This is a genomic window from Streptomyces europaeiscabiei, from assembly GCF_036346855.1.
GTDB classification, from domain to species: Bacteria; Actinomycetota; Actinomycetes; order Streptomycetales; family Streptomycetaceae; genus Streptomyces; species Streptomyces europaeiscabiei.
In genome coordinates, this window is sequence record NZ_CP107841.1 from 5201321 (window position 1) to 5224504 (window position 23184).

General features: G+C 68.6%; 20 protein-coding genes. 10 read left to right on the forward strand and 10 right to left on the reverse strand.

What is annotated here, in order from left to right; all coding sequences use genetic code 11:
- Positions 1-7 precede the first annotated feature (7 nt).
- Positions 8-1516 (reverse strand): cytochrome ubiquinol oxidase subunit I, encoded by a 1509-nt coding sequence (locus OG858_RS22790; protein ID WP_086746999.1) that lies wholly within the window; start codon positions 1514-1516, stop codon positions 8-10.
- Between the two features lie 215 nt (positions 1517-1731).
- Positions 1732-2811, reverse strand: a complete 1080-nt coding sequence (gene hisC, locus OG858_RS22795) for a histidinol-phosphate transaminase (RefSeq protein ID WP_086747000.1) — start codon at positions 2809-2811, stop codon at positions 1732-1734.
- A gap of 435 nt (positions 2812-3246) precedes the next feature.
- Here hisC and OG858_RS22800 point away from each other — a divergent pair, with 435 nt between their 5' ends.
- From OG858_RS22800 to OG858_RS22810, 3 genes are all read left to right on the forward strand, one after another.
- Positions 3247-4359 (forward strand): LacI family DNA-binding transcriptional regulator, encoded by a 1113-nt coding sequence (locus OG858_RS22800; protein ID WP_086747001.1) that lies wholly within the window; start codon positions 3247-3249, stop codon positions 4357-4359.
- Positions 4360-4558: 199 nt separating this feature from the next.
- Positions 4559-5653, forward strand: coding sequence for a metallophosphoesterase (locus tag OG858_RS22805; protein ID WP_256960234.1), 1095 nt, complete (start codon positions 4559-4561; stop codon positions 5651-5653).
- Between the two features lie 183 nt (positions 5654-5836).
- Positions 5837-6715, forward strand: coding sequence for a hypothetical protein (locus OG858_RS22810; protein WP_086747002.1), 879 nt, complete (start codon positions 5837-5839; stop codon positions 6713-6715).
- A 376-nt stretch (positions 6716-7091) separates the two neighbouring features.
- On the opposite strand, the gene OG858_RS22815 is transcribed toward OG858_RS22810, so the two are convergent.
- Positions 7092-8483, reverse strand: coding sequence for a VWA domain-containing protein (locus OG858_RS22815; protein ID WP_086747003.1), 1392 nt, complete (start codon positions 8481-8483; stop codon positions 7092-7094).
- A gap of 96 nt (positions 8484-8579) precedes the next feature.
- Positions 8580-10424, reverse strand: a complete 1845-nt coding sequence (gene thiC / locus OG858_RS22820) for a phosphomethylpyrimidine synthase ThiC (RefSeq protein ID WP_086747004.1) — start codon at positions 10422-10424, stop codon at positions 8580-8582.
- A 220-nt stretch (positions 10425-10644) separates the two neighbouring features.
- Here thiC and OG858_RS22825 point away from each other — a divergent pair, with 220 nt between their 5' ends.
- The gene (locus tag OG858_RS22825; protein WP_086747005.1) at positions 10645-12138 is read left to right on the forward strand and encodes a YibE/F family protein; all 1494 of its coding nucleotides are present in this window, start codon (positions 10645-10647) and stop codon (positions 12136-12138) included.
- Positions 12139-12169: 31 nt separating this feature from the next.
- Here the strand turns inward: OG858_RS22825 and OG858_RS22830 are convergent, their stop codons facing one another.
- From OG858_RS22830 to OG858_RS22845, 4 genes are all read right to left on the reverse strand, one after another.
- Positions 12170-12607: an SsgA family sporulation/cell division regulator gene (locus tag OG858_RS22830; RefSeq protein ID WP_086747006.1), complete on the reverse strand. Its 438-nt coding sequence runs from the start codon at positions 12605-12607 to the stop codon at positions 12170-12172.
- Between the two features lie 98 nt (positions 12608-12705).
- Complete coding sequence (locus OG858_RS22835) at positions 12706-13431, reverse strand: IclR family transcriptional regulator (protein WP_086747007.1); 726 nt, start codon at positions 13429-13431, stop codon at positions 12706-12708.
- Positions 13432-14193: 762 nt separating this feature from the next.
- Positions 14194-14406, reverse strand: a complete 213-nt coding sequence (locus OG858_RS22840; RefSeq protein WP_086747008.1) for a DUF5326 family protein — start codon at positions 14404-14406, stop codon at positions 14194-14196.
- Between the two features lie 164 nt (positions 14407-14570).
- On the reverse strand, positions 14571-14888 hold the full coding sequence (locus OG858_RS22845) for a cupin domain-containing protein (protein ID WP_046704297.1): 318 nt from the start codon (positions 14886-14888) through the stop codon (positions 14571-14573).
- A 57-nt stretch (positions 14889-14945) separates the two neighbouring features.
- Here OG858_RS22845 and OG858_RS22850 point away from each other — a divergent pair, with 57 nt between their 5' ends.
- The 5 genes from OG858_RS22850 (at position 14946) to OG858_RS22870 (ending at position 18671) form a co-directional block, all read left to right on the forward strand.
- On the forward strand, positions 14946-15323 hold the full coding sequence (locus tag OG858_RS22850) for a phage holin family protein (RefSeq protein WP_328544525.1): 378 nt from the start codon (positions 14946-14948) through the stop codon (positions 15321-15323).
- Between the two features lie 8 nt (positions 15324-15331).
- Complete coding sequence (locus tag OG858_RS22855; protein ID WP_086747010.1) at positions 15332-15823, forward strand: low molecular weight protein-tyrosine-phosphatase; 492 nt, start codon at positions 15332-15334, stop codon at positions 15821-15823.
- Positions 15820-16965: a cystathionine gamma-lyase gene (locus OG858_RS22860; RefSeq protein WP_086747011.1), complete on the forward strand. Its 1146-nt coding sequence runs from the start codon at positions 15820-15822 to the stop codon at positions 16963-16965. The genes OG858_RS22855 and OG858_RS22860 overlap by 4 nt, the downstream gene beginning before the upstream one ends.
- 190 nt (positions 16966-17155) lie before the next feature.
- Entirely contained in the window at positions 17156-18061 is a 906-nt protein-coding gene (locus tag OG858_RS22865) for a LysR family transcriptional regulator (protein ID WP_086747012.1), read from the forward strand.
- A 127-nt stretch (positions 18062-18188) separates the two neighbouring features.
- Complete coding sequence (locus tag OG858_RS22870; RefSeq protein WP_037689600.1) at positions 18189-18671, forward strand: NUDIX domain-containing protein; 483 nt, start codon at positions 18189-18191, stop codon at positions 18669-18671.
- A 39-nt stretch (positions 18672-18710) separates the two neighbouring features.
- On the opposite strand, the gene OG858_RS22875 is transcribed toward OG858_RS22870, so the two are convergent.
- Positions 18711-20171 carry a globin domain-containing protein gene (locus tag OG858_RS22875; protein ID WP_328544524.1) on the reverse strand — a complete coding sequence of 487 codons (1461 nt, stop codon included), beginning with the start codon at positions 20169-20171 and terminating at the stop codon, positions 18711-18713.
- 896 nt (positions 20172-21067) lie between these two features.
- On the opposite strand from OG858_RS22875, the gene OG858_RS22880 reads away from it, so the two are divergent.
- Positions 21068-21934, forward strand: a complete 867-nt coding sequence (locus OG858_RS22880) for a GNAT family N-acetyltransferase (RefSeq protein WP_328544523.1) — start codon at positions 21068-21070, stop codon at positions 21932-21934.
- Positions 21935-21968: 34 nt separating this feature from the next.
- On the opposite strand, the gene OG858_RS22885 is transcribed toward OG858_RS22880, so the two are convergent.
- Positions 21969-23177: an MFS transporter gene (locus OG858_RS22885; RefSeq protein WP_319260271.1), complete on the reverse strand. Its 1209-nt coding sequence runs from the start codon at positions 23175-23177 to the stop codon at positions 21969-21971.
- Positions 23178-23184 lie beyond the last annotated feature (7 nt).

Consider the following 23184-nt stretch of genomic DNA (forward strand, 5'->3'; position numbering starts at 1 on the left):
GTGCGGCCTAGTACGAGAAGGCCATCGGCTTGTCGGCGTCACGGGAGTCGCCGCCGATCTTCGTGGGCGGGTTGAGGTCGGCCTCCGTCAGCTCGGGCGGTCCCGCCTTGACGTACTTCACGAGCAGCTTGACCTCGACGACGGCGAGGATGGCGTACAGCGTGGTGAAGACGATCATCGAGGTGAGGATCTCGCCCTGGGAGACACCGGGGGAGACCGCGTCCTCGGTGCGCAGCACGCCATAGACGACCCACGGCTGGCGGCCCATCTCGGTGAAGATCCAGCCCCAGGAGCTGGCGATCAGCGGGAAGCCCAGGGTCAGGACCGCGATGCGCCAGTACCACTTGGTGAGGGTCGGGCCGAGGGCCTTCTTCGGCAGCAGGACGAGATGCGGCACCTCGTCGTCGCCGACCCGCAGGTGCTGCGGCAGCAGGAACCTCTTGCGGGTGAGCCAGAGCCCGACGACGCCGATGGCGACGGACGCCATGCCGAAGCCGATCATCCAGCGGAAGCCCCAGTAGGCGACGGGGATGTTGGGCCGGTAGTCGCCGGGCCCGAACTTCGCCTGCTCGGCCTTGTTGACGTCGTTGATGCCCGGGACGTACGAGTCGAAGTCGTCGTTGGCGAGGAAGGACAGCAGACCGGGGACCTCGATGGCGACCTTGTTGTGCCCCTTGTCGACATCGCCGTAGGCGAAGACGGAGAAGGGCGCGGGCGCCTCGCCGTCCCAGAGGGCCTCGGCGGCGGCCATCTTCATCGGCTGCTGCTTGAACATGACCTTGCCGAGCAGGTCGCCGCTGATCGCGGTGAGCATGCCGGCGATCACCACGGTGACCAGGCCGAGTCGCAGCGAGGTCTTCATCACCGGGATGTGCTTCTTGCGGGCCAGGTGGAAGGCGGCGATGCCGACCATGAAGGCGCCACCGGCGAGGAAGGCCGCCGAGAGGGTGTGGAAGACCTGGGTGAGCGCGGTGTTCTGGGTCAGGACGAGCCAGAAGTCGGTGAGCTCGGCCCGGCCCTTGGCCTCGTTGATCCGGTAGCCGACGGGGTGCTGCATCCAGGAGTTGGCCGCAAGGATGAAGTACGCCGACAGGATCGTGCCGATGGAGACCATCCAGATGCAGGCCAGATGGATCTTCTGTGGAAGCTTGTCCCAGCCGAAGATCCACAGGCCGATGAAGGTGGACTCGAAGAAGAAGGCGATGAGCGCCTCGAAGGCGAGCGGGGCCCCGAAGACATCACCGACGAAGCGGGAGTAGTCGGACCAGTTCATACCGAACTGGAACTCCTGCACGATGCCGGTGACGACACCCATGGCGATGTTGATCAGGAAGAGCTTGCCCCAGAACTTGGTGGCCTTGAGGTACTTCTCCTTTCCCGAGCGCACCCATGCGGTCTGCAGGCCGGCAGTGAGGGCGGCGAGCGAGATCGTGAGCGGGACGAAGAGGAAGTGGTAGACGGTCGTGATACCGAACTGCCAGCGCGCCAGGGTCTCCGGCGCCAGAGCGAGGTCCACGTCTTCTCCTTACATGCCGTGGCACTGCGGCAGTTTGTCCCGCCTGTCACGTACATCTCAGGACAACCGGGACGAGCTTGTGAACGCGTTCACATTCACAAGCAATTATGACGCATGCCCGTTCGAGATGGGAGCGGGGGGTCCAAAAACAGCAGGGGGTCCGGAGAAAACCCCGAACCCCCTGCTCAGAAGCCCTCCAGGCCCTCCAGGACCCTCTAGAGCTCCTTGCGGAACGCCTCCGTCACCTTGAGGAAGATGTCGTTCGCCTCGGTCTCGCCGATCGTCACACGCACACCCTCGCCCGGGAACGGCCGCACGACGACACCGGCCTGCTCGCACGCACCGGCGAACTCGACCGTGCGCTCCCCCAGCCGGAGCCACACGAAGTTCGCCTGGGTCTCCGGCACCGACCAGCCCTGGCCGCGCAGCGCCTCGACGACCCGGTTCCGCTCGCAGACCAGCGAGCCGACCCGGCCGAGAAGCTCGTCCTCTGCGCGCAGCGAGGCGACCGCTGCGTCCTGTGCGAGCTGGCTCACACCGAACGGCACGGCCGTCTTGCGCAGGGCGGCCGCCACCGGTTCATGAGCGATCGCGAATCCCACCCGGAGTCCCGCGAGCCCGTACGCCTTGGAGAAGGTGCGCAGCACACAGACGTTCGGCCGCTCGCGGTAGAACTCGACGCCGTCCGGCACCTCGACGTCCCGCACGAACTCGCGGTACGCCTCGTCCAGCACCACCAGCACATCACCGGGCACCCGGTCGAGGAACCGCTCCAGCTCGGCCCGGCGGACCGCCGTCCCCGTCGGGTTGTTCGGGTTGCAGACGAAAATCAGCCGGGTCCGGTCGGTGATCGCGTCCGCCATCGCGTCCAGGTCGTGCACATCGTCCGCCGTCAACGGCACCTGCACCGACGTGGCCCCGCTGACCTGCGTGATGATCGGGTACGCCTCGAACGACCGCCAGGCGTAGATCACCTCGTCGCCGGGGCCCGAGGTCGCCTGCAGCAACTGCTGGGCCACGCCGACCGAGCCGGTGCCCGTGGCCAGGTCCGTGACCGGCACCCCGAAGCGGTTCGCGAGCTCGCTCATCAGCCCCGTGCACGCCATGTCCGGGTACCGGTTGAAGGACGCGGCCGACCCCGTCACGCTCTCCAGCACACCGGGCAGCGGCGGATAGGGGTTCTCGTTGGAGGACAGCTTGTACGCCACCGGGCCGCCCGCCGCGGCCGGCTTGCCGGGCTTGTAGGTGGGAATACCCTCCAGCTCGGCTCGCAGCTTGGGGCTCGTCTCGCTCACCGCAGTCCTCCTCGTCGACGTAATGCTTCTCACCCTATGAGGATTCGGCGCCCCTGCGAATGGCCTGTGGACAACCGCGTCCACACCGTGGTCACGCGACCGCTGTCCCCTCGTCCACGCCTCTGCCGTCCCATCCGCCCCACGGGCATCAGCGCACGAACGTGTACGAATCAGGGGGCGCGCTGCTCGCGAGCGCACGCGCCGGTGGCTCGCGCCGTGGCGCGCATCACCCATGCAGGTGAGTTGAGACCTCTTCGAAACATGAGCTACTTGGCAGGCCCATGCGCGTCGACAAGCCACGTACTGGCATTGGATCCTTCAACTCCCTTGCAATGCAAGGATATTGCCCCTTAATGACCATGCAGAAACGTGCCTGTCAACGAGTGCATATGCGTCCGCACTACCCCACCGCATGAGCCCTACTATCGGCTCGCCATGACAGCAGCAGGGAAGCACCAGGTGAGCCGCGCGGAAACTCCCCGCCGAGGCAGCCGGTCGGGCCGGGCGGGCATCCGGGACGTGGCCGCCGCCGCCGGAGTCTCCATCACGACCGTTTCCGACGCCCTCAACGGCAAGGGCCGGCTCCCGGACGCCACCCGACGCCATGTACGCGAGGTCGCCGACCGACTTGGCTACCGCCCCTCGGCGGCGGCCCGAACCCTCAGAACCGGCAAGTCCGGCCTCATCGGCCTGACCGTGACCACGTACGGGGATGAACCTTTCACCTTCACCGAGTTCGCGTACTTCGCGGAAATGGCGCGGGCCGCCACCTCGGCCGCGCTGGCCCGGGGCTACGCCCTGGTCATCCTCCCCGCGACATCGCGTCACGACGTGTGGTCGAACGTCGCCCTGGACGGCACCGTGGTCATCGACCCCTCCGACCACGACTCGGTCGTCAGCGAACTGGTCCGCCAGGGCTTACCAGTGGTCTCCGACGGCCGACCGGCCGGCTCACTGCCGGTCACCGCATGGGTCGACAACGACCACGAGGACGCCGTCCTCGGCATCCTCGACCATCTGGCCGACGCGGGCGCCCGCCGGATCGGACTCCTCACGGGCACCACGACGGACACGTACACACATCTCTCCACCACCGCATACCTGCGTTGGTGCGAGCGCGTGGGCCAGGATCCGGTGTACGAGTCCTATCCGGCGCACGATCCGTGCGCGGGTGCCGTCGCCGCCGACCGGCTGCTGGCCCGGCCGGACCGCCCGGACGCGGTCTACGGCCTCTTCGACCCCAACGGCACCGATCTGCTGGCCGCCGCCCGGCGATACGGTCTGCGCGTCCCCGAGGACCTGTTGCTCGTCTGCTGCAGCGAGTCCACCGTGTACGCGACCACCGAGCCGCCGATCACCACGCTCTCGCTCAAGCCGCGCCGGATCGGCACGGCCGTGGTCCAGCTCCTCATCGACGCCATCGAGGGGGTCGAATCGGACCAACCGGTCGAGCAGGTGATACCGACGGAGCTGATCGTGCGGACCTCGTCCGAGCGGCGTCCACCGCGTACGACGGTCAGCCCGCCACGATCACCTGAAGAGGGTTGACGCCCGATCTGAGGATCCGAACGGGAATTGGGCGGGGAGAGCCCCGCCCAATTCGGGAGAAAACCGCGGTGAACTGGGGCCCCGCGCCATTTCACCACCCCTGGGTCATCACATGGCGCGATCCGCATTCCTATGATGGGCGCACACACCGCGGGCCGCTGCGACCAGGCAGTCCGATGCGGTGCAGATGCGGGCGATGGTGGTGGAGGGGTCGATGACTCAGGGGGCCGGTCAGGGACCCGAGGTGCGGACGCCGACGGTGCGCGATTTCCGCGTGCCCGCGTACGTCCACGAGGCCGGTCCGTACGGACACACCACGGACCCCGGTGAGGCCTCCCGGCCCACCGAGGAACCCGAGGGCTACCCAGAGGGGTACACCCCGACCCAGCGGGACCTGCCGGTGATCAACCGGGGTGACACTCTTCAGGTCGTGATCGACCCGCAGGCCGCGGCGGCCGAGCAGTCCGCCGCCCGGCCGGGGCCGCTCTTCGTCGTCGGGGACGTCCACGGCTACCTCGACGAGCTCCTCGCCGCACTCGGCGAGAAGGGCCTCGTCGACGACGCGGGCAACTGGTCGGCGGGCACCGCCCGGCTCTGGTTCCTCGGCGACTTCACCGACCGGGGCCCGGACGGCATCGGCGTCATCGACCTCGTGATGCGTCTGTCCGCCGAGGCGGCCGCCGCCGGCGGCTACTGCAAGGCCCTCATGGGCAACCACGAGCTGCTGCTGCTCGGCGCCAAGCGGTTCGGCGACACCCCGGTCAACTCCGGCGCGGGCACCGCCACCTTCCAGGCGGCCTGGCTCCTCAACGGCGGCCAGAAGACCGACATGGACCGCCTCCAGGACCACCACCTCCAGTGGATGGCTCGTCTGGACGCCATGGAGGAGGTCGACGGGCATCTCCTGGTGCACTCCGACACCACCGCCTACCGCGACTACGGCGACTCCATCGAGGCGGTCAACGACACCGTCCGCGAGACGATCACGCGCAACGACCCGGACGAGGTCTGGGACCTCTTCCGCAAGTTCACCCGACGCTTCTCCTTCCGCGACGAGGGCGGCGCCGATGCCGTGCGCTCGCTGCTGGAGACCTATGGTGGCACCCGCATCGTCCATGGCCACAGCCCCATTCCGTACCTCCTGGGCGAGGTCGGTTCGGAGGACGGCGAGGACCGCACAGGCCCCTCGGTCAACGGCCCGTACACCTATGCGGAGGGTCTGGCCGTCGCCATGGACGGCGGCGTGACCATGGCCGGAAAGCTGCTGGTCCAGGAACTTCCCCTGCGTACCTGAGCCGTCAGCGGGCAGGCGTCACACGTCGGCAGACTTCGCTGGCCAGGGCCCAATTTTTTCAAACCCCCTGTCACGGCCTGCCGTCACCGCTCTACCATCGGCTTATCCGTAGCAGGCTCCCCTCCGTTTCTGCCCGACGGCTCGTCAGCATGCCGAGCCACAAGCCCTACGGAGCATCGGGGGATGCACATGAACAGCGTTCCGCAGCACCTGCTCAGTGAGGACCGCCAGGAATACGAGCGGATCCTCGGCGAGGCGCTGCGCTCCGCACCACACCGCCCGGAATTCGCCGCCGGTCTCCAGCGGCTCAACCCCGAACAGCTGCGCACCATGGCCCTCAACGCCACGGCGATCATCACGGCCGCCGCAGCGACCGAATACCAGTACTACGTAAAGGTCCGCAGCGAATTCCGCAGCCCGTCGTCGGCGACCGCACCCGCCCATGAGGGGACGGGGTCCGGCTCCAGCGAACCGGACGGCACCGCCGTGGGACTCGCGACCACCGTGGGCGAGGTCACCGAGGCAGCGGGCGCTGGTGTCGGCGCCATCGCCGCTGTGCTCGCTCCCGTCCTCGCCGGAACCGCCGCGGTGCTCTTCCTGCTCGTGGGGTACGTCATGAAGGTGCTCGACCCCGAGCGTGCGATCGCCGAGACGCTTCTCACCACGGGGTGGGTCTTCGGCGCGGTCACCGCGGCGGCGATCCTGGTGGCCGCGGTCGGCCTCCTCCTCACCGCCCTGCGCAACAACGCCACCGCCCTCCTGGACGACGGGGTCCGCAGCGAACTGAACGAGGAGGTGACCCGGGCCAGGGAAGCCTGGCGCGAAACGCTTCTGGAGCGCGGCATCCTCCCATTCCTCCGCGACGCCCTCGCCAACCCGGGCCCGGCGGTGCTGAGCGAGCCGGACCGGCCTGCCCCGCCCAGCCGCATGCCGCATCTCGGATACAACCGCCCGAGCTTCAGCAGCAGCCCGGACAGCGCCAGCTCACGCTCCCGCCCCAGCTACAGCAGTCCGGACTTCTCCAGCCCGGACTTCGGCGGGCCGGAACACCAGCCCGAGTAGCACCAGGGCTCCGGCCGCCGCCCCGGAACCCACCGGGCTTCGGCGGCCTACCCGGTACGCCCCCGGGGCCGGCCCCACGGCACCGCCCCCTCGGCGGCGGGCTCTCCCGGCAACCGGCCGGAAGAGCGCCGCTCGTCGCGCGCGGGCAGCGACAGTCACGGCCGCACCACGCCCGCCGCCCGCGCCACCCTCGGCGCCGACGCGTGTCGGTCCGACATCGGCAGAAGGACCCGGTTGCCCGCCTCCGCGAACTCCTCGGCTTTCCGCTCCCTGACCGCCTCGGCCTAGGCCCGGGAACCACCGTGTTCACGACGGACACCCTGGGAGATCTTGGTCGAGAACGGCCACCTGCCTGCGATGGCCCGGAAGCATCGGATCAAAGGATGCCCGCCTGGCCGGCGGCAGCCACCCAGGTCGGGAATTCGGAGAGAAGCCGGTCGTACAGCTCCTGGTCGGGGACTGTGCTGATGTCGTCCACAGCGAAGAATCCGACGTTGTCGACGCGACGTCCAGGCAGGGTGTCGAAGCGTTCCAGCACTCCGTAGTTGGATCGTCCCAGTCCCACGAACTGCCAGAAGATCGGCTCCTCGACGGCATCCCGCAGCTCCTGCTCGATCAGGGCGTTGCGGTGGACACCACCGTCCGAAAAGAACAGCACGAAGGTGGGGGCAGCGGCAGGATTCTCCCGGACATACGTCCGGACTTGGGCGATCGCCTTCTGTTCCTCGTTCTGGATGCCAACCATCCGCATATCGACCTGGCCGGCTTGCAGTCCTCTGCCCGGCTTCCTGCTTCGGCGGAAGAGGCTGATCTGGCCCACCCGGACGTGCAGTCGCAGCCATTCGGGAAGGTCCCCGAGTCGCAGGTCTGGCAGGCGCGCCGCATTCGAAGCGAACGTCCAGGCCTGCATTTGACCGTCATCGTCCAGCTGCGCGGCAACCGCTGCCATGCGCTCCACGACATCGGCGACGACGCCCTTGGAGTAGAGGTAGGACATGGATCCGGAGGCGTCCAGAACCAGAATGACACGTGCGGTGACTCCGGCTGCTCCATGCTTCCTGAGGCTGACCGCCACCTGCTCCTTACGCAGCGACAGACGCTTGCGCATGTCGACGGGCAGCTGTTCCTCTTCCTTGCTGAGCCGCGGGCCGACCGGTGCCGCGGCTGGGACAAATGGTACTGGGACAGGTGGTGCCGAGACAGGTTCCGGCGAGAACGCGGACGTGTCCGAGGGCGCATCGTCGACGGTGATGCCGAAATCGGAGGCCAGCCCGGCGAGCCCGGAGGCATAGCCCTGACCGACTGCGCGGAACCTCCACTGCCCCGCCCGTAGATACAGCTCGCCGCCGATGAACGCGGTCTCCGTCCCGGCCTCCATGGGAAACCGTACGATCTCGGTCCGCGTCCCGGCATCCAACAGCCTCAGGGTCAGCCCTGGCACCTGTCCGAACGTTCCGCCATCGGCCGACGCGCACAGCACGACCCGCTCGACAGCCGGCTCGAGCAAGTGCAGATTCACCTCGACCGTATCGGTGAGAACACCGCCGGCACTCTGCTTTCCCAGATGGGCCACAGCATTCGACGTGTGCTGCGGCTGGTTGTAGAAGACGAAGTCACCGTCGTCGCGGACACGTCCGACGCCAGTGAGCAACAGCGCCGAGGCGTCGACATCGGGTGTGCCGACCCCTTCGGACCAGGTCAGCTCGACACGCACCGTAGGAGAATCGACGGGAAGGTTGGCGCCCTTGCTCAGTGCTCTCGCTGTCATGGAGGCAGTCTGCCCGCCGGGAGAGCAGGAGGGCAGACTTGCTGCGGTCCTCAAGGATGCGATGCCCTGGAGCGCCAAGGCATCGCACCCCGATTCTCATTCCGCCAGCGGCAGATACACCCGGTTCCCGCTCTCCGCGAATTCCTTCGACTTCTGGAGCATCCCCTCAGCGATCTCCTCCTGTGAAGCACCCTCAGCCGCCGAACCGCCGAACCGCTCGGCGATGCTTTGGCTGATCTTCATCGAGCAGAACTTCGGGCCGCACATGGAGCAGAAGTGGGCCGTCTTGGCCGGCTCCGCCGGGAGCGTCTCGTCATGGAACTCACGGGCCGTGTCGGGGTCGAGGGCCAGGTTGAACTGATCCTCCCAGCGGAACTCGAAGCGGGCGTCCGACAGCGCGTCGTCCCATTCCTGTGCGCCCGGGTGTCCTTTGGCGAGGTCCGCCGCATGAGCCGCGATCTTGTAGGTGATGACGCCGGTCTTCACGTCATCACGATTGGGCAGTCCCAGGTGCTCCTTGGGCGTGACGTAGCAGAGCATCGCAGTGCCCCACCACGCGATCATCGCGGCGCCTATGCCCGAGGTGATGTGGTCGTACGCCGGTGCGACGTCCGTGGTCAGCGGGCCGAGCGTATAGAACGGAGCCTCATCGCAGATCTCCTGCTGCAGGTCGATGTTCTCCTTGATCTTGTGCATCGGGACATGTCCCGGGCCCTCGATCATGGTCTGTACGTTGAAACTCTTGGCGATCGTGTTGAGTTCCCCGAGCGTACGCAACTCCGCGAACTGCGCTTCGTCGTTGGCGTCCGCGATGGAGCCCGGCCGAAGGCCGTCGCCGAGGGAGTACGTGACGTCGTAGGCGGCGAGGACCTCGCACAGTTCCGCGAAATTCTCGTAGAGGAACGACTCCTTGTGGTGCGCCAGGCACCAGGCCGCCATGATCGAGCCGCCCCGCGAGACGATGCCTGTCTTGCGGTTCGCGGTGAGCGGCACATACGCGAGGCGCACGCCCGCGTGAACTGTCATGTAGTCCACGCCCTGCTCGGCCTGCTCGATGACCGTGTCCTTGTAGATCTCCCAGGTCAGCTCCTCGGCCCTGCCGTCGACCTTCTCAAGCGCCTGGTAGAGCGGCACCGTACCGATGGGGACGGGGGAGTTGCGCAACACCCATTCGCGGGTGGTGTGGATGTTCCGGCCGGTGGACAGGTCCATGACCGTGTCGGCGCCCCACCGGGTCGCCCAGGTCATCTTGTCGACCTCCTCCTCGATGGAGGAGGTGACCGCGGAGTTGCCGATGTTGGCGTTGACCTTCACCAGGAACCGCTTGCCGATGATCATCGGCTCGATCTCCGGGTGGTTGACGTTCGCGGGCAGTACGGCCCTGCCCGCGGCGATCTCCTCGCGGACGACCTCCGGCGAGACGTTCTCCCGTACGGCCACGTACTCCATCTCCGGGGTGATCTCCCCGCGTCGTGCGTACGCGAGCTGCGTCACCGCCCGGCCGTCACGGCTCCGGCGCGGCTGGCGCGGCCGCCCCGGGAACACCGCGTCGAGGTTGCGCAGTCCGCCACGCGGCGAGGTGTGCTTGACCCCGTCGTCCTCGGGGCGGACGGGACGCCCCGCGTACTCCTCGGTGTCTCCCCGGGCGATGATCCAGTTCTCGCGAAGGGGGACCAGCCCCCTCCTGACGTCGGTCTCCGCGCTCGCATCGGTGTACGGGCCCGAGGTGTCGTACAGGGTGACCGACTGCCCGTTCGTGAGGTGCACCTGGCGGACCGGCACCCGCAGATCGGGGCGCGAGCCCTCGATGTACGCCTTGTGCCAGCCGATGGACTTCCCGGCCTCCAAAGGCTGTTCGCCCCGGTTCGTCCCGCTCGCGGACGAGGCGGACGTCCCGCCCGTCTGGTTGGAGGCAGGCGTGCGTGTGTCCTCGATGGTCATGAGACCTACTCCCTACGCCGGCATTACCCGGTAACAGGTTCAGCGGTCGACGCAGCGATTTCCGCCCGACGATGTTCCACGTGAAACATCGCGTCTGCGGAGGTCAGCGCCCTCTCAGCCCGGTGCTCCGAGCTCCCGCGTGTGCAAAGGTGGCTCCACGCTAGCGGCAGATGTGGCGCGGTGAACAGTGGGCATCGCTCGTTCTTGCGATGATCGGTCGGTGACCACGACGCAGCAGCCCCCGCCTCCACCCCCCGAGCCGCCCCATGGCCATGGCCCCGGAAACGGCCACGGACATGGATCCGACGGTGGCCACGGCCACGGTTCCGGCGGCGGCCACGGTTTTGGCGGCCACGGCTCTGGGGGCGGCCACGGCTCTGGTGACGGACATGACCAAGGCCCGTCCTCAGGCGGCGGCCACGGGCATTCCCACAGCCACAGCCACGGCCCCGCCGCACCCGTTTCGCAGCACCTGCGCAAGGTCATCGCGGCGGTGCTGATCCCCTTCGCCACCGCGGTGGTCGTGGGCCTCGTCGTGCTCTGGCCCGGCGGCGCCCCGGCGCACGAGCGCACCGGGGTGGGCTTCGACCGACAGACGCAGCAGGCCACCGTCACCAAGGTCGACGAGGTCGACTGCTCGTCGGTGAACGCCTCGGGCGGCACCCCGACCGGCGACACGTCCACCGCCGAGGGCTCGTCCGCCCAGCAGCAGGCAAACGGCACGTGCAAGAAGGCCACGATCCGGGTCGACACCGGCGACGACAAGGGCCGTACGTTCACGGAGATCGTTCAGCCGGACCAGTCACGGCAGTTGGAGGAGGGCCAGGAGGTCGTGGTCGCGTACGAACCTGCCGCGCCCAAGGACCTGCAGTACTCGGTCACCGATGTGAACCGGAAGTTCCCGATGGCGCTGCTCGCCGGGATCTTCGCGCTCGCCGTCGTGGTGGTGGGCCGCATGCGTGGTGTCATGGCCCTGGTGGCGCTGGCCATCAGCTTCCTGGTGCTGACCCTCTTCGTCCTGCCGGCCATTCTGCAGGGCTCGAACCCGCTGGTGGTGGCGGTGGTCGGGGCGAGCGCCATCATGCTGATCGCCCTCTACATGTGCCACGGGCTCTCGGCCCGAACATCCGTGGCGGTGATCGGCACCCTGATCTCCCTGCTGTTGATCGGCCTGCTGGGCTCTGGATTCATCGACTGGGCCTACCTGACCGGCAACACGGACGACAACACCGGTCTGATCCATGGGCTGTACCCGACGATCGACATGAGCGGTCTGCTGCTCGCGGGCGTCATCATCGGTTCGCTCGGTGTGCTCGACGATGTGACGGTCACGCAGACGTCGGCGGTCTGGGAACTGCACGAGGCCAATCCGGCGATGGGGTGGCGGGGGCTGTACCGCGCGGGTATCCGGATCGGCCGGGACCACATCGCGTCGGTGGTCAACACCCTCGTCCTCGCCTACGCCGGTGCCGCGCTGCCGCTGCTGTTGCTCTTCTCGATCGCGCAGAGCAGCGTCGGCACGGTGGCCAACAGCGAGCTCGTCGCCGAGGAGATCGTGCGCACGCTCGTCGGCTCGATCGGTCTGGTGGCCTCCGTGCCGGTGACCACCGTGCTGGCTGCCCTGGTCGTCTCGGCCGACCGCCCGGGTGCCCCGGAAGCGGCGGCCGTGCCCGCTCCGGCACGTGGGGGGAGAGGCCGCCGCCGCAAGCGCTGAACCGTTACGGCACCTCGGTGCCGTAACGGGTTCACCCCGCGCTCTGCTCCTCCGCCAGGATGCGGTCCAAAGCCTCGTCGAGCAGAGTGTCGAAGTCGGCGAGGGAACGCTCCTGCCCGAGCGGCACGAGCTTGTCCGTACGGTCCAGGAAGGCCACCAGCGGCGCCGTGCCAACCCGGAACATCGCCTGGTCGGTGCCCACCTGGAGCCGGATCAGGACCTCGCCGAACGTCTCCGGATCGGCGGGCGAAATGTGGACGTCCCCGTCGCCGCACGGGCGCCCCACACCGTCGATGAGCAGCTCCCGCCCGAAGGCCCACGTCACCGGAGCATCGCCGGGCAGGTGGAAGGTCAGCCGCACGGCATAGGGATCACAGGTCTCGTAACGCAGCTCCACCGGGATGCGGAAGGAGAGCTCCTCCGAGACGAGAAAGCTCATCATGACCTCTGCCTGTACCGACTCGCGCATCGCCTACCCCGCCGTGTTCGTCGACTGGCCAGGAATCATCCGCCTGACACCTCTGGAAGTTTGCTGAAAGTACACGGGAGATCACAAGGAGTGATTTTTCAGATGCTGATAGAGATGGCGAGTGTCCCTAGTAGCTTTCCGATCTCGGTCTGCAACTGATGGGCCACCGGCAGCAGTCGGTCCGCCTGGTGCGAGGGCAGCGAGATGGCGAGGGTCCCGGCGGTCGTCCCCGCGGTGATGGGAATCGCGGCGCAGACCGTCCCGAGGGCGTACTCCTGCCGCTCGACGACCGGTTCCATGCGCCCGATCCGGTCCAGGCGCCGTAGCAGCGTCTCGTCGTCACGGACCGTGTACGGGGTCAGCGACTGCACCGGATAGCGGTCCAGGTGGTCGCGGCGCGCCTCGTCGCCCAGTTGGGACAGCAGGCACTGCCCGATGGCGTGTGCGTGACCGGTCTCACGGAAGTCGGCCCACTCCTCGACCGCCGGAGTGTTCGGGCCGTCGGCGACGCACTTGACCTCGATCTCGCCGTCCCGGTAGATCGCGAAGTACACGGGCACACCCAGCGCGTCCCGCCAGTGCGCCAGGGCCTCGCCCACCGTGCTGCGACGTTTCTGCTGCGCTCCGCTGCTGCTCAGCCGCTCGGCCGCCTCACCTAGAAAGAACAACCCCTTCTCCCGGCGCAGATAGCCCTCGTGGACCAGTGTGCGGAGCAGGTGGTACGCCGTGGGCAGCGCGAGCCCGGCATCCCGCGCCAACTGTTTGGCGGGCGCCCCGTGTTCTCGCTCGGCGACGGCCTCCAGCAGCCGCATCGCCCGCTGCACGGAGCCGATCAGAGTGCCGGAATTCGACTCCGCCGCGGTCGGCGACGCCGGGGACGGGATACGCGCTCCTTTCCCCGGACCGTGCCCGAGGGGCGACACAGGGCGTAGGGGCGCCGCCGCATGGGGCCGGGCCCTGGTCGGCGGTGCCAGCGGCTGCGCCTGTTTACGGGACGATGCCGCCCGTGGCTGCCCCTGTGCCTGAGCCGCCGACGCCGGTGACGCCGGTGACTGCGTCCGCACCTGGGACCGCGCCTGCTCCTGCGTCACGGACGGTTCGGGGCATCGCATGTCCTCCTCGCCCGGCGAGGTCCGTGGCTGCACTGGGGGAGCCGGGCTCTTCGGAGGCACCGTACGCGGCGGCTGCGGGACATGGGTTTCCGCGGCCCGGACACGCGACTGCTCGACGGCGGCCGCCGGTGCCGACCGGGGGCCCGGCTGTGTGGGCGGAACGACGCTCTGTGTCGACCGGGGGCGCGGCCGGGCTGATGGAGAAAGCGGTTCTGCGGGTGCGGTGTCAGCCGTGGCCAAGGGTCACTCCCGAAGCGCGAGGAGGGCCGCCCGTGCAGGGGACACGGGAGGAAGATGCGCCGCCCGCGGGGGTAGAGCCCGCGACGAGTTCCCGGACTCTAGCCGCCCGTCACCGCCCGCAGACGGCCCCGCCGGGAAACTTCCCTCGGGCGAGGGAACCTCACGTTCCTGTTACCGCCGCGCCCTGACCGGGCTCACCCACTCTCGCCTCACCCGTTACGCGGTGCCGGCTCCTCACCAGTCGCCGCGCGAGGAGGAACCCGCCGTGAACTTCCTTACGACGTAGACCAGTCCGCCGACCAGCGCCACGAAGACCAGCACCTTGAAGAGCAGGCCCACCACGATCTGGACGACGCTGACTATCAGCCCCCCGAACACCAGCAGGGCGATGACCGGCACCGCGATCCACTTCACCCACCACGGCATCCCCGCGAAGATCTCCCGCATCGCCCTTGCTCCTTGTGTCTCCACCCGTCGCCCCGCCACCGGGGCCCTGATTCCGGGCCTTCTGCTGTCCTGCTGTCGATGCTAGGGCCACGAGGGGGCCACCCGGGGGCTTCGCACCCCTTGTCCGTCCCTGATCGTCCCCCTAGGGAACACCGAAGCGGACGTCAGCCCTCCGGCGGAGAGAACACCACAACGACCCTCAAGTCCTCGGTGATGTGGTGGAACTTGTGGGCGACCCCGGCGGGCACGTACACGACACTTCCGCGCGCGACCTGGGTGGTCTCCAAGCCGACCGTGAGCGCGGCCCGGCCACTCACCACCAGGTACACCTCGTCCTGGCTGTGCGGCTTCTGCGGGTCTAGTTCGCCGGCATCGAGCGCGTACAGACCGACCGACATGTTCCGCTCACGCAGGAACTGCAGATAGGCACCGTCATTGGCGGCGCGCTCCGCCTCCAGCTCGTCCAACCGGAATGCCTTCATCGACTTAGTCGCCCCTGCCCAGTGCTCGTGCCGATCGCTTCTGCCACGATCAGACACATGATGAATTTCCTAGTCAAGACGATCGCCAACGCGGGCGCCCTGGCGGTCGCCGTCTGGCTGATCGACAAGATCACGCTGACCGGTGACAGCACGGGCAAGGAGGTCGGCACGCTGCTGCTGGTCGCGCTCGTGTTCGGCCTGGTGAACGCCGTGGTCAAGCCGCTCGTCCAGCTGCTGACCCTCCCGCTGTTCATACTCACGCTAGGCCTGTTCACACTGATCGTGAACGCCCTGATGCTGCTGCTCACCTCGTGGCTGGCCGACGTGCTCGACCTGAGCTTCCACGTGGAGGGCTTCTGGGCCGCCGTCCTCGGCGGCCTGATCATCTCGATCGTCTCCTGGGCGCTCTCCCTCGTCCTGCCCGACGGGGACTGAGGGTCCGCATGACCTACCGAGTCTGTTTCGTCTGCACCGGCAACATCTGCCGCTCCCCGATGGCCGAGTCCGTCTTCCGTGCACGCGTTGAGGAGGCCGGGCTCGCCGGCCTGGTCGAGGTCGACAGCGCGGGCACCGGAGGCTGGCACGAGGGTGACGCCGCCGATGCACGTACCGTCTCCGTCCTGGAGGCGAACGGCTACACCGGTGTCCATGCGGCACGGCAGTTCCAGGTCTCCTGGTTCTCCCGCCTCGACCTCGTCATCGCCCTCGACGAAGGCCACCTCAAGGCTCTGCGCCGCCTCGCACCGACCGGGGCGGACGCGGACAAGATCCGACTCCTGCGCTCCTACGACCCCGCCGCGGGCGACGACCTCGACGTTCCGGACCCCTACTACGGAGGCATGGACGGGTTCGAGGAGTGCCTGGAACTCGTGGAGGCGGCGAGCCCCGGTCTGCTGGCCGCCGTACGCGAGAAGGTGGAGGGACCGGCCTCATGAGCACGGAGAACCCCGCCGCCGGCCTCGGAGACGGCACCCGCACGGTACGGGCCGGGCTGCCCGAGCCCGTCAAGCACGAACCGACCCTCCCCGGGCCGGTCTTCGCCGCCCACTACCACCTGCCGGGCGAGCCCACCGGCCCGTACGCCTACGGTCGCGACCAGAATCCCACCTGGACCCTGCTGGAACGCGCCATCGGCGAACTGGAGGCGCCCGGACAGGACGACGTCGACACGGTCACCTTCGCCTCCGGCATGGCCGCCATCTCCGCCGTCCTGTTCTCCCAACTGCGCACCGGTGACGTACTCGTCCTGCCGAGCGACGGCTACAACGTGCTGCCGCTGGCCGGTGAGCAGCTGCGGTCGTACGGCATCGAGGTGCGCAGTGCTCCGACGGGCGGCGACGCCCAGTTCGACGCTCTCGACGGCGCCAGTCTGCTGTGGCTCGAGACGCCGTCGAACCCGGGGCTCGACGTGTGCGACGTGCGGCGGCTCAGCGAGGCCGCACGCGCGCGTGGCTGTCTCGTGGCGGTCGACAACACCCTGGCGACCCCGCTCGGGCAGCGGCCGCTGGATCTGGGCGCCGACTTCGCCGTGGCCAGCGGCACCAAGCAGCTGACCGGGCACGGGGACGTCCTCCTCGGGTACGTCGTCGGGCGCGACGCCTCGCTGATGGCCGCCGTACGGCGCTGGCGGAAGATCGTCGGCGCGATTCCGGGCCCGATGGAGGCCTGGCTCGCTCATCGCTCGCTCGCCACACTCCAGCTGCGCGCCGACCGGCAGAACGCCAACGCCCTGGCTGTGGCCGAGGCGCTCAAGGGGCGGCCCGAGGTGACCGGGGTGCGCTACCCGGGGCTGCCCGACGACCCCTCGCACAAGATCGCCTCCCAACAGATGCGGCGCTACGGGTGCGTGGTGTCGTTCGCGTTGTCCACCCGCGCGCGTGCCGACCGTTTCCTCGACGCGCTCCGCCTCGTGGACGACGCGACGAGCTTCGGCGGGGTGCGTTCCACGGCCGAGAGACGCGGCCGTTGGGGAGGCGACGCGGTTCCGGAAGGCTTCATCCGCTTCTCGGCCGGCGCGGAGGACGCGGACGATCTCGTGGCGGATGTGCTGCGCGCGCTGGCAGTTGCTACCGATTAGTACTCCGCTACGCACAACGGACGGTCCGAGCCTCCCCCCTCGTGGCTCGGACCGTCCCCGGTTCCGCACGCGAAGAACCGCGCGAACAAGGCTAGTTGACTCTGTGTCAGTGTCCAATCACAGTAGCGACAGGAGCCTATCGACTTATTTATAGTTGGGCGCTCCCAGGACGGCGAGGGGAGGGGCAATCATGGATCTGGCCTTACTGCGCACGTTCGTGACCGTGCACCGGGCCGGTTCCTTCACCCGCGCCGCCGCCCTGCTCGGCCTCTCGCAGCCGGCGGTCACCTCACAGATACGCACCCTGGAGCGCCAGTTGGGCCGCCCGCTGTTCCTGCGCCAGGCCCGAGGCGTGACCCCGACGACCATCGGCGACGAGCTCGCCCACAAAGCGGCACCGCATCTCGACGCGCTGGTGGAGATCACAGAGACCGGCCTCGACGACGACTCCTCCTTGCGGACCCTCCATCTCGCCGGTCCACCGGAGTTCACCGCCGAGCGGGCCCTGCCCGCCCTCACCGAACTGACCGGGGACGACGGCCAGGGCTTCGCTCTGCGGGTCTCGTTCGGCAACTCCGACGAGACTCTGGACGGTCTCGCCGCAGGGCACCACGACCTCGCCATCACCACCGCGCAGCCCCGCGGCGCCCTGCTCACCGCGGCTCCCCTCTGCGACGAGGAACACGTCCTGGTCGCCGCCCCGCGCTGGGCGGACGAGATCGGTCCCGGGAAGCTGCGCCGGAAGGGGGCGCATGCGTTGGAGGCCCTTCCCGTCGTCGAGGTACACGAGTCAATGCCCTTCATCACCCGCTACTGGGCCTCGGTCTTCGACGCCCGGCCCGCCGCCTCCGGCACCGTTGTCGTCCCGGACCTCCGCGCGGTCCTCGCCTGCGCCATCTCGGGCGCCGGACTGGCCGTGCTGCCCCGCTATCTGTGCGACTGCGCCCTGGACCGCGGTGACGTCGTCGCGCTGTTCGACCCTGCGGTGCCCCCGCTGCGGACGTACTTTCTGGTGGTCCGTACCGGCACCCTGGCCATGCCGCACATCGCGCGGGCGCACGAGTGGCTGCTGGGGGCCGCGGCCAGGTGGTCCTGAGGCAGCCCCGAAAATCTCCGCGGAGGAGAGCGTCGTGGCGGGCCTGCTCGTCGTCGCAGGGGCACCCCGCGACTCTTCCTCGCTCCGGTGATGTTTCACGTGGAACATGCAGGGCCACATTTCTCCCATGACCGTACGACCCGTGGTCAAGCGCACCGCCCGTGCCGTTCTGCTCGACGGCGACGACCTGATCCTCATCAAGCGGACCAAGCCGGGCATGGATCCCTACTGGCTCACGCCGGGCGGCGGTGTCGAGCCCGAGGACACGACTGTCGTCGACGCGCTCCATCGCGAAGTGCACGAGGAACTCGGCGCCAAGATCACCGACGTGGTGCCCTGTTTCGTGGACACCGTCGAGCACATCGGGGAGGACGGTGGCGCCACCGGCGTGAAGGTCCAGCACTTCTTCGTCTGCCGCCTTGAGTCCATGGACCCCTCCAAACGGCACGGCCCCGAGGTGGAAGAGCCTCTGGGCGAGTACGAGATCGTGCGCATCCCGTTCACCCGGGTCGGCATCGCCTCCGTGCACCTCGTCCCGCTGTCCCTGCGGCACTACCTGGACGGGAACATCGAGGGGGTACGGGCGATGCACGCGCCCGACCTGGGCTGACGCAACGGCTGCCGACCGCTCGGCCGAAGACCCCTGGGGTCAGTCCCCGGCGGCCACCAGTTCCTCCACCGAGTCGTGTCGTATGCGGTCGGAGGGGATGCCTGCGTCCTTCAACGCGTCCACACCGCTGCGGATCATGCCGGGCGGGCCGGAGATGTACGCGTCGTACCCGTTCCAGGGTCCGTGGTCCCGTATCGCGTCGGGCAGTTGAAGCAGCCCGTGCCGGTCCACGACCGGGCGCACCTCGAGCCACGAGTTGCTCTGTTGCAGCCGTAGCAGTGTGTCGAGGTCGTACAGGTCCTGGCCGGTGCGTGCTCCGTAGAAGACCTCGACGGGGCGGTGCCGCCCGTGCTCGGCGACGTCCTCGACGATGGCCCTGATGGGCGCGATACCGGTGCCGCCGCCCAGACAGAGCAGTCCGCTGTCGGTGGTGTGGTCGACGGTCATCGCGCCGGCCGGCGGCCCCAGGCGCAGAACGTCGCCGGGCCGGGCACGGTGCACGAGCGCGTTGGAGACCCAGCCCGCGGAGATCGCCTTCACATGGAACGACAGCAGTCCGTCCGAGCGTGGCGCCGAGGCGAATGAGTAGTGCCGCCAGATCCGCGGCCACCAGGGGGTCTCCAGGCTCGTGTACTGCCCGGCAAGGAAGGGGTAGGGCTGGTTGGGACGGACGGTGAGGACCGCTATGTCCGCGGTTCGCGCATCGTGCGAGACGACCTCCGCGAGCCACCAGGGCGGGGATCGCAGTTCGTCCGCCGCCGCCGCGTCGATCATCACCTGGGAGATCGTCGTGTACGCCCGGACCCAGGCCGCCTCGGTCTCGTCGCTCCAGCTCGCCGTGGCGTACCGGCTCAACGCGCCGATGAGGCACTCGCCGACGGCCGGGTAGTGATCGGCCTGTGTGCCGTACTTGCGGTGGCCGCGACCGAGGTTCTGCAGATAGTCGACGAGGACCGGGGTGTTGTCGATGTGCTCGGCAGCGGTCAGCAGCGCCTTGAGCAGGCGGTCGCGCTGTGCGTCCATCGCCGGAGGGAACATCGAGCGCAGCTCCGGGTGCTGGACGAAAAGGAGCGCGTAGAAGTACGAGGTGACCTTGTCGGCGACGGGCCCCACCTCAGCCATGGTCCGCTGGATGAGAACGGCGTCAGGGGAGGCGGTGGCTGCGTGGTCGCCGCGCTGGGCGGGTGCACGGGCGTCGAGGACGGAGTGTTCGGAACCGTGCTCCGCCGCGTCCGGGACAGGCTGGGGGCGAGCCGGGGCGGCGGCAGGAAGGTCCGCGGAGGTCTGTATTCGCTCCCGCGCGGCGCTTTCCCGGTTCTGCTGCGAGCCGTTCGGTGTCTTCTGGGAACGACCCACGGGCCGCAGGGCAGCGAGGCGGTTGCCCTCGGGCTCCTGGTCTCCGCCGGGGGACGGCGGAGACGTGCGCGCTGTGAACCAGCCGCCTCCGTCACTGTCCCCCGAAGTGCCGTTGCCGGCCGACGTGGTGGTCGGAGCGTCCATGGTCTGCCTCGCCTCAAGCATCTTTCGGTCGATCTGCGTACGCCTCCAGTCGGAAGTCGCACGCTTTCCCCCGCGGACGGCCTTGCTTTTCCCCGTTCGTTCCCCGTCGACCAATGCGGACACATTCAATCCGGGTTCCCGCTCCGTACGGACAAGTAGGTGAGAGTGTGACGTGGGCCGCAGCACTCACCGCAAGCCTTCCACAGCACACGAACGCACCCGCCACGTAACGGTAAACGCAGGTCCTCGATCTCCCTGTCCGGTTAGGCTGCATAGGACTGCGTTCGTACCCCCGCCATGAGACGACTGCATCTCGCTTCGGACACGAACCGGACTCGACCCTACCGGCAGGGCCGCCACACACAAGTCCCCCCATGCCGTACCGGGAATTCCATGGGGGCGAATCAACAATTCCTTCAATTACCGGGCGCGTCACACCAATTCATAGGCATCCCACAGATCCTGCCCCACGTGCGAGTGCGCGACCGGCCCATCAGATACCGCTCGGCATTCGTGGGCGACCGAGATCGGCACAGTACCGAAGAGTGCCGCGCCGGCGAGAGCGAGACGACGACGCAGCGCTCCCCCTGGTCGCGGGGGTCGGCCAGCGTGTCCCGAATGCATCGCAGCGTGGCGCGCCTTCCAAGGCGGCGACGGCATCCGACGACTTCAGCAGGGCCGTTGCATGGTGTGGCAGAGCACTGTCCCGGTCGACGGTGCCGTCACGCCATGGGTGCCGAGGCCAACCGTGCCTGCACGCGTGTGCCTGGAGACCGATGTTTCACGTGAAACATCTGTCCGCGCGCTGTGCGGTTGTGCACGAGATGGCCAAAAGGATGTACGTCCGACCGCAAACCGGTGGACGCCAAGGGCTCATGTCGGACAGCCTGACCTGCGTGTCGACACCTTCCCCCGCCGCTCTGCCCATCCGCCGTCTGACGCCTCGCGATCGCACCGCCTGCGCCGACCTGTCCGAGGACCGGGGCTGGCCCCGTGAGGAGCACAAGTGGGGGCTGCTTCTCGCAGCCGGCACCGGGTACGGCATCGATGACCCTGCGGGTGGCCTTGTCACCGCCTGCGTGGTGACCGAGTACGGCCCGGCGGGCCGCCCTGATCTGGGTGCTGTCGGCATGGTTCTGGTCGCCGAGCGGCATGCCCGCCAGGGCATCGGCCGCCGCCTGATGCGCCATGTCGTCTCGGAGATAGGCACGACTCCGCTGACCCTGCACTCCACCCCGTACGGACGTCCGCTCTATGAGGAGCTGGGCTTCAAGGTCACCGGACGGGCCGAGATGGTGCGCGGGCACTTCACACCGGGAGGGCCTGATCCTGCGGTCTTCACGCGCCCGGCCACGGCCGAGGATCTCACCACGATCATCCGACTCGACGAAGAGGTCTTCGGCACGGACCGCACCCACATCCTCACCCGGCTCCCCGCCTTCGCCGATCAGCTGCGCGTGGCCGAGGAGAACGGCCGGATGATCGGTTACGCGGCCGCCTGGCCCAACATGGACGACCATGTCGTCGGCCCTCTGATCGCCCGTGACACACGGACGGCGAAGGCACTCGTCGCTTCCCTGGCCGCCCACACCGACCGCCCGTTGCGCACCGACATCGACGTGCGCCACGAGGAACTGCTGACGTGGGCGAAGGAGCGCGGCCTGGCGTCGATCGCCTTCAACTCGGTGATGACGTACGGGCTCCCCGAGCTACCGGGCGACTGGACCCGGCGGTACGCCCCGCTGACCGTGGCAGCGGGCTGAGACACCGGGGACGGCGGACTCGGCTGGCCGCCCGTCAGTGGTGGACGGCTGTCCGCTGTGCGCTCACACCGGCGCCCGCGACGACGGTACCGGTGGAGCTCCCCCTGCGCTCCAGCATCGCCGCGATGAGCGCCAGCACGAGAGCACTCACGGCGAGGACGGCTCCGACCCAGCTGGGTGCCGTGTAGCCGAGGCCCGCGTCGATGACGAGGCCGCCGAGCCAGGCGGAGAGCGCGTTGCCGAGGTTGAAGGCACCGATGTTCACGGCCGAGGCCATCGTGGGTGCGCCGTGCGCATGGTCGAGGACCCGCTTCTGCAGCGGCGGCACGGCCGCGAAGCCCAGGGCGCCGACCAGCACGATGGTCACGGCTGCAGCGATCTTGTCGTGGGCGGTGATCGAGAACAGTGCGAGGACCACGGCCAGGGCGCCCAGTGAGACATACAGCATGGGCATCAGCGCACGGTCGGCGTACTTACCGCCCACGAGGTTGCCGCCGACCATGCCGAGGCCGAAGAGGACGAGGAGCCAGGTGACGGAGGAATCGGCGAAGCCGGCGACGTGCGTCATCATCGGGGCGATGTAGGTGATGGCCGCGAAGACACCACCGAAGCCCAGCACCGTCATCGCCATGGCCAGGAGGACTTGGACGTTCTTGAAGGCGGCCAGCTCGTGGCGGAGGCGCACGTCCTTCGGCCTGGCTGTCTCGGGGACCAGCCGGGCGATGCCCAGCAGCCCGACGACACCCAGCACTGCGACCCCGGCGAAAGTGACCCGCCAGCCGACGGACTGCCCGATCAGGGTGCCCAGCGGCACTCCGACGACGTTCGCGACGGTCAGACCGCTGAACATCATCGCGAGGGCACCGGCCTTCCGATCGGGGGCGACGAGTCCGGCCGCGACCACCGAGCCGATGCCGAAGAAGGCACCGTGCGCGAGTGAGGCGACCACACGACCGAGCAGCATGACGGAGTAGGCGGGAGCGAGCGCGGAGAGCAGATTGCCCGCGATGAACAGCCCCATCAGCAGCATGAGCATCCGCCTGCGGGACACCCTCGTGCCCAGAGCGGTCATGATCGGCGCTCCGAAGACAACGCCCAGTGCGTAGCCGGTCACGAGGAATCCCGCGGTGGGGATGGAGACACCGAAGTCGCCCGCGACCTCGGGCAGCACCCCCATGATCACGAACTCTGTCGTGCCGATGCCGAAGGCCCCGATCGCCAGAGCCAGAATCGCAAGAGGCATGAGGACG

Excerpts from the sequence above, each read along its gene's own strand:
- OG858_RS22800 (WP_086747001.1), top strand. The coding sequence starts at position 3,247 with ATGACAGCAGCAGGGAAGCACCAGGTGAGCCGCGCGGAAACTCCCCGC.
- OG858_RS22810 (WP_086747002.1), top strand. The coding sequence starts at position 5,837 with ATGCACATGAACAGCGTTCCGCAGCACCTGCTCAGTGAGGACCGCCAG.
- OG858_RS22815 (WP_086747003.1), bottom strand. The coding sequence starts at position 8,483 with ATGACAGCGAGAGCACTGAGCAAGGGCGCCAACCTTCCCGTCGATTCT.
- thiC (WP_086747004.1), bottom strand. The coding sequence starts at position 10,424 with ATGACCATCGAGGACACACGCACGCCTGCCTCCAACCAGACGGGCGGG.
- OG858_RS22830 (WP_086747006.1), bottom strand. The coding sequence starts at position 12,607 with ATGCGCGAGTCGGTACAGGCAGAGGTCATGATGAGCTTTCTCGTCTCG.
- OG858_RS22840 (WP_086747008.1), bottom strand. The coding sequence starts at position 14,406 with ATGCGGGAGATCTTCGCGGGGATGCCGTGGTGGGTGAAGTGGATCGCG.
- OG858_RS22845 (WP_046704297.1), bottom strand. The coding sequence starts at position 14,888 with ATGAAGGCATTCCGGTTGGACGAGCTGGAGGCGGAGCGCGCCGCCAAT.
- OG858_RS22850 (WP_328544525.1), top strand. The coding sequence starts at position 14,946 with ATGATGAATTTCCTAGTCAAGACGATCGCCAACGCGGGCGCCCTGGCG.
- OG858_RS22855 (WP_086747010.1), top strand. The coding sequence starts at position 15,332 with ATGACCTACCGAGTCTGTTTCGTCTGCACCGGCAACATCTGCCGCTCC.
- OG858_RS22860 (WP_086747011.1), top strand. The coding sequence starts at position 15,820 with ATGAGCACGGAGAACCCCGCCGCCGGCCTCGGAGACGGCACCCGCACG.
- OG858_RS22865 (WP_086747012.1), top strand. The coding sequence starts at position 17,156 with ATGGATCTGGCCTTACTGCGCACGTTCGTGACCGTGCACCGGGCCGGT.
- OG858_RS22870 (WP_037689600.1), top strand. The coding sequence starts at position 18,189 with ATGACCGTACGACCCGTGGTCAAGCGCACCGCCCGTGCCGTTCTGCTC.
- OG858_RS22875 (WP_328544524.1), bottom strand. The coding sequence starts at position 20,171 with ATGGACGCTCCGACCACCACGTCGGCCGGCAACGGCACTTCGGGGGAC.
- OG858_RS22885 (WP_319260271.1), bottom strand. The coding sequence starts at position 23,177 with ATGCCTCTTGCGATTCTGGCTCTGGCGATCGGGGCCTTCGGCATCGGC.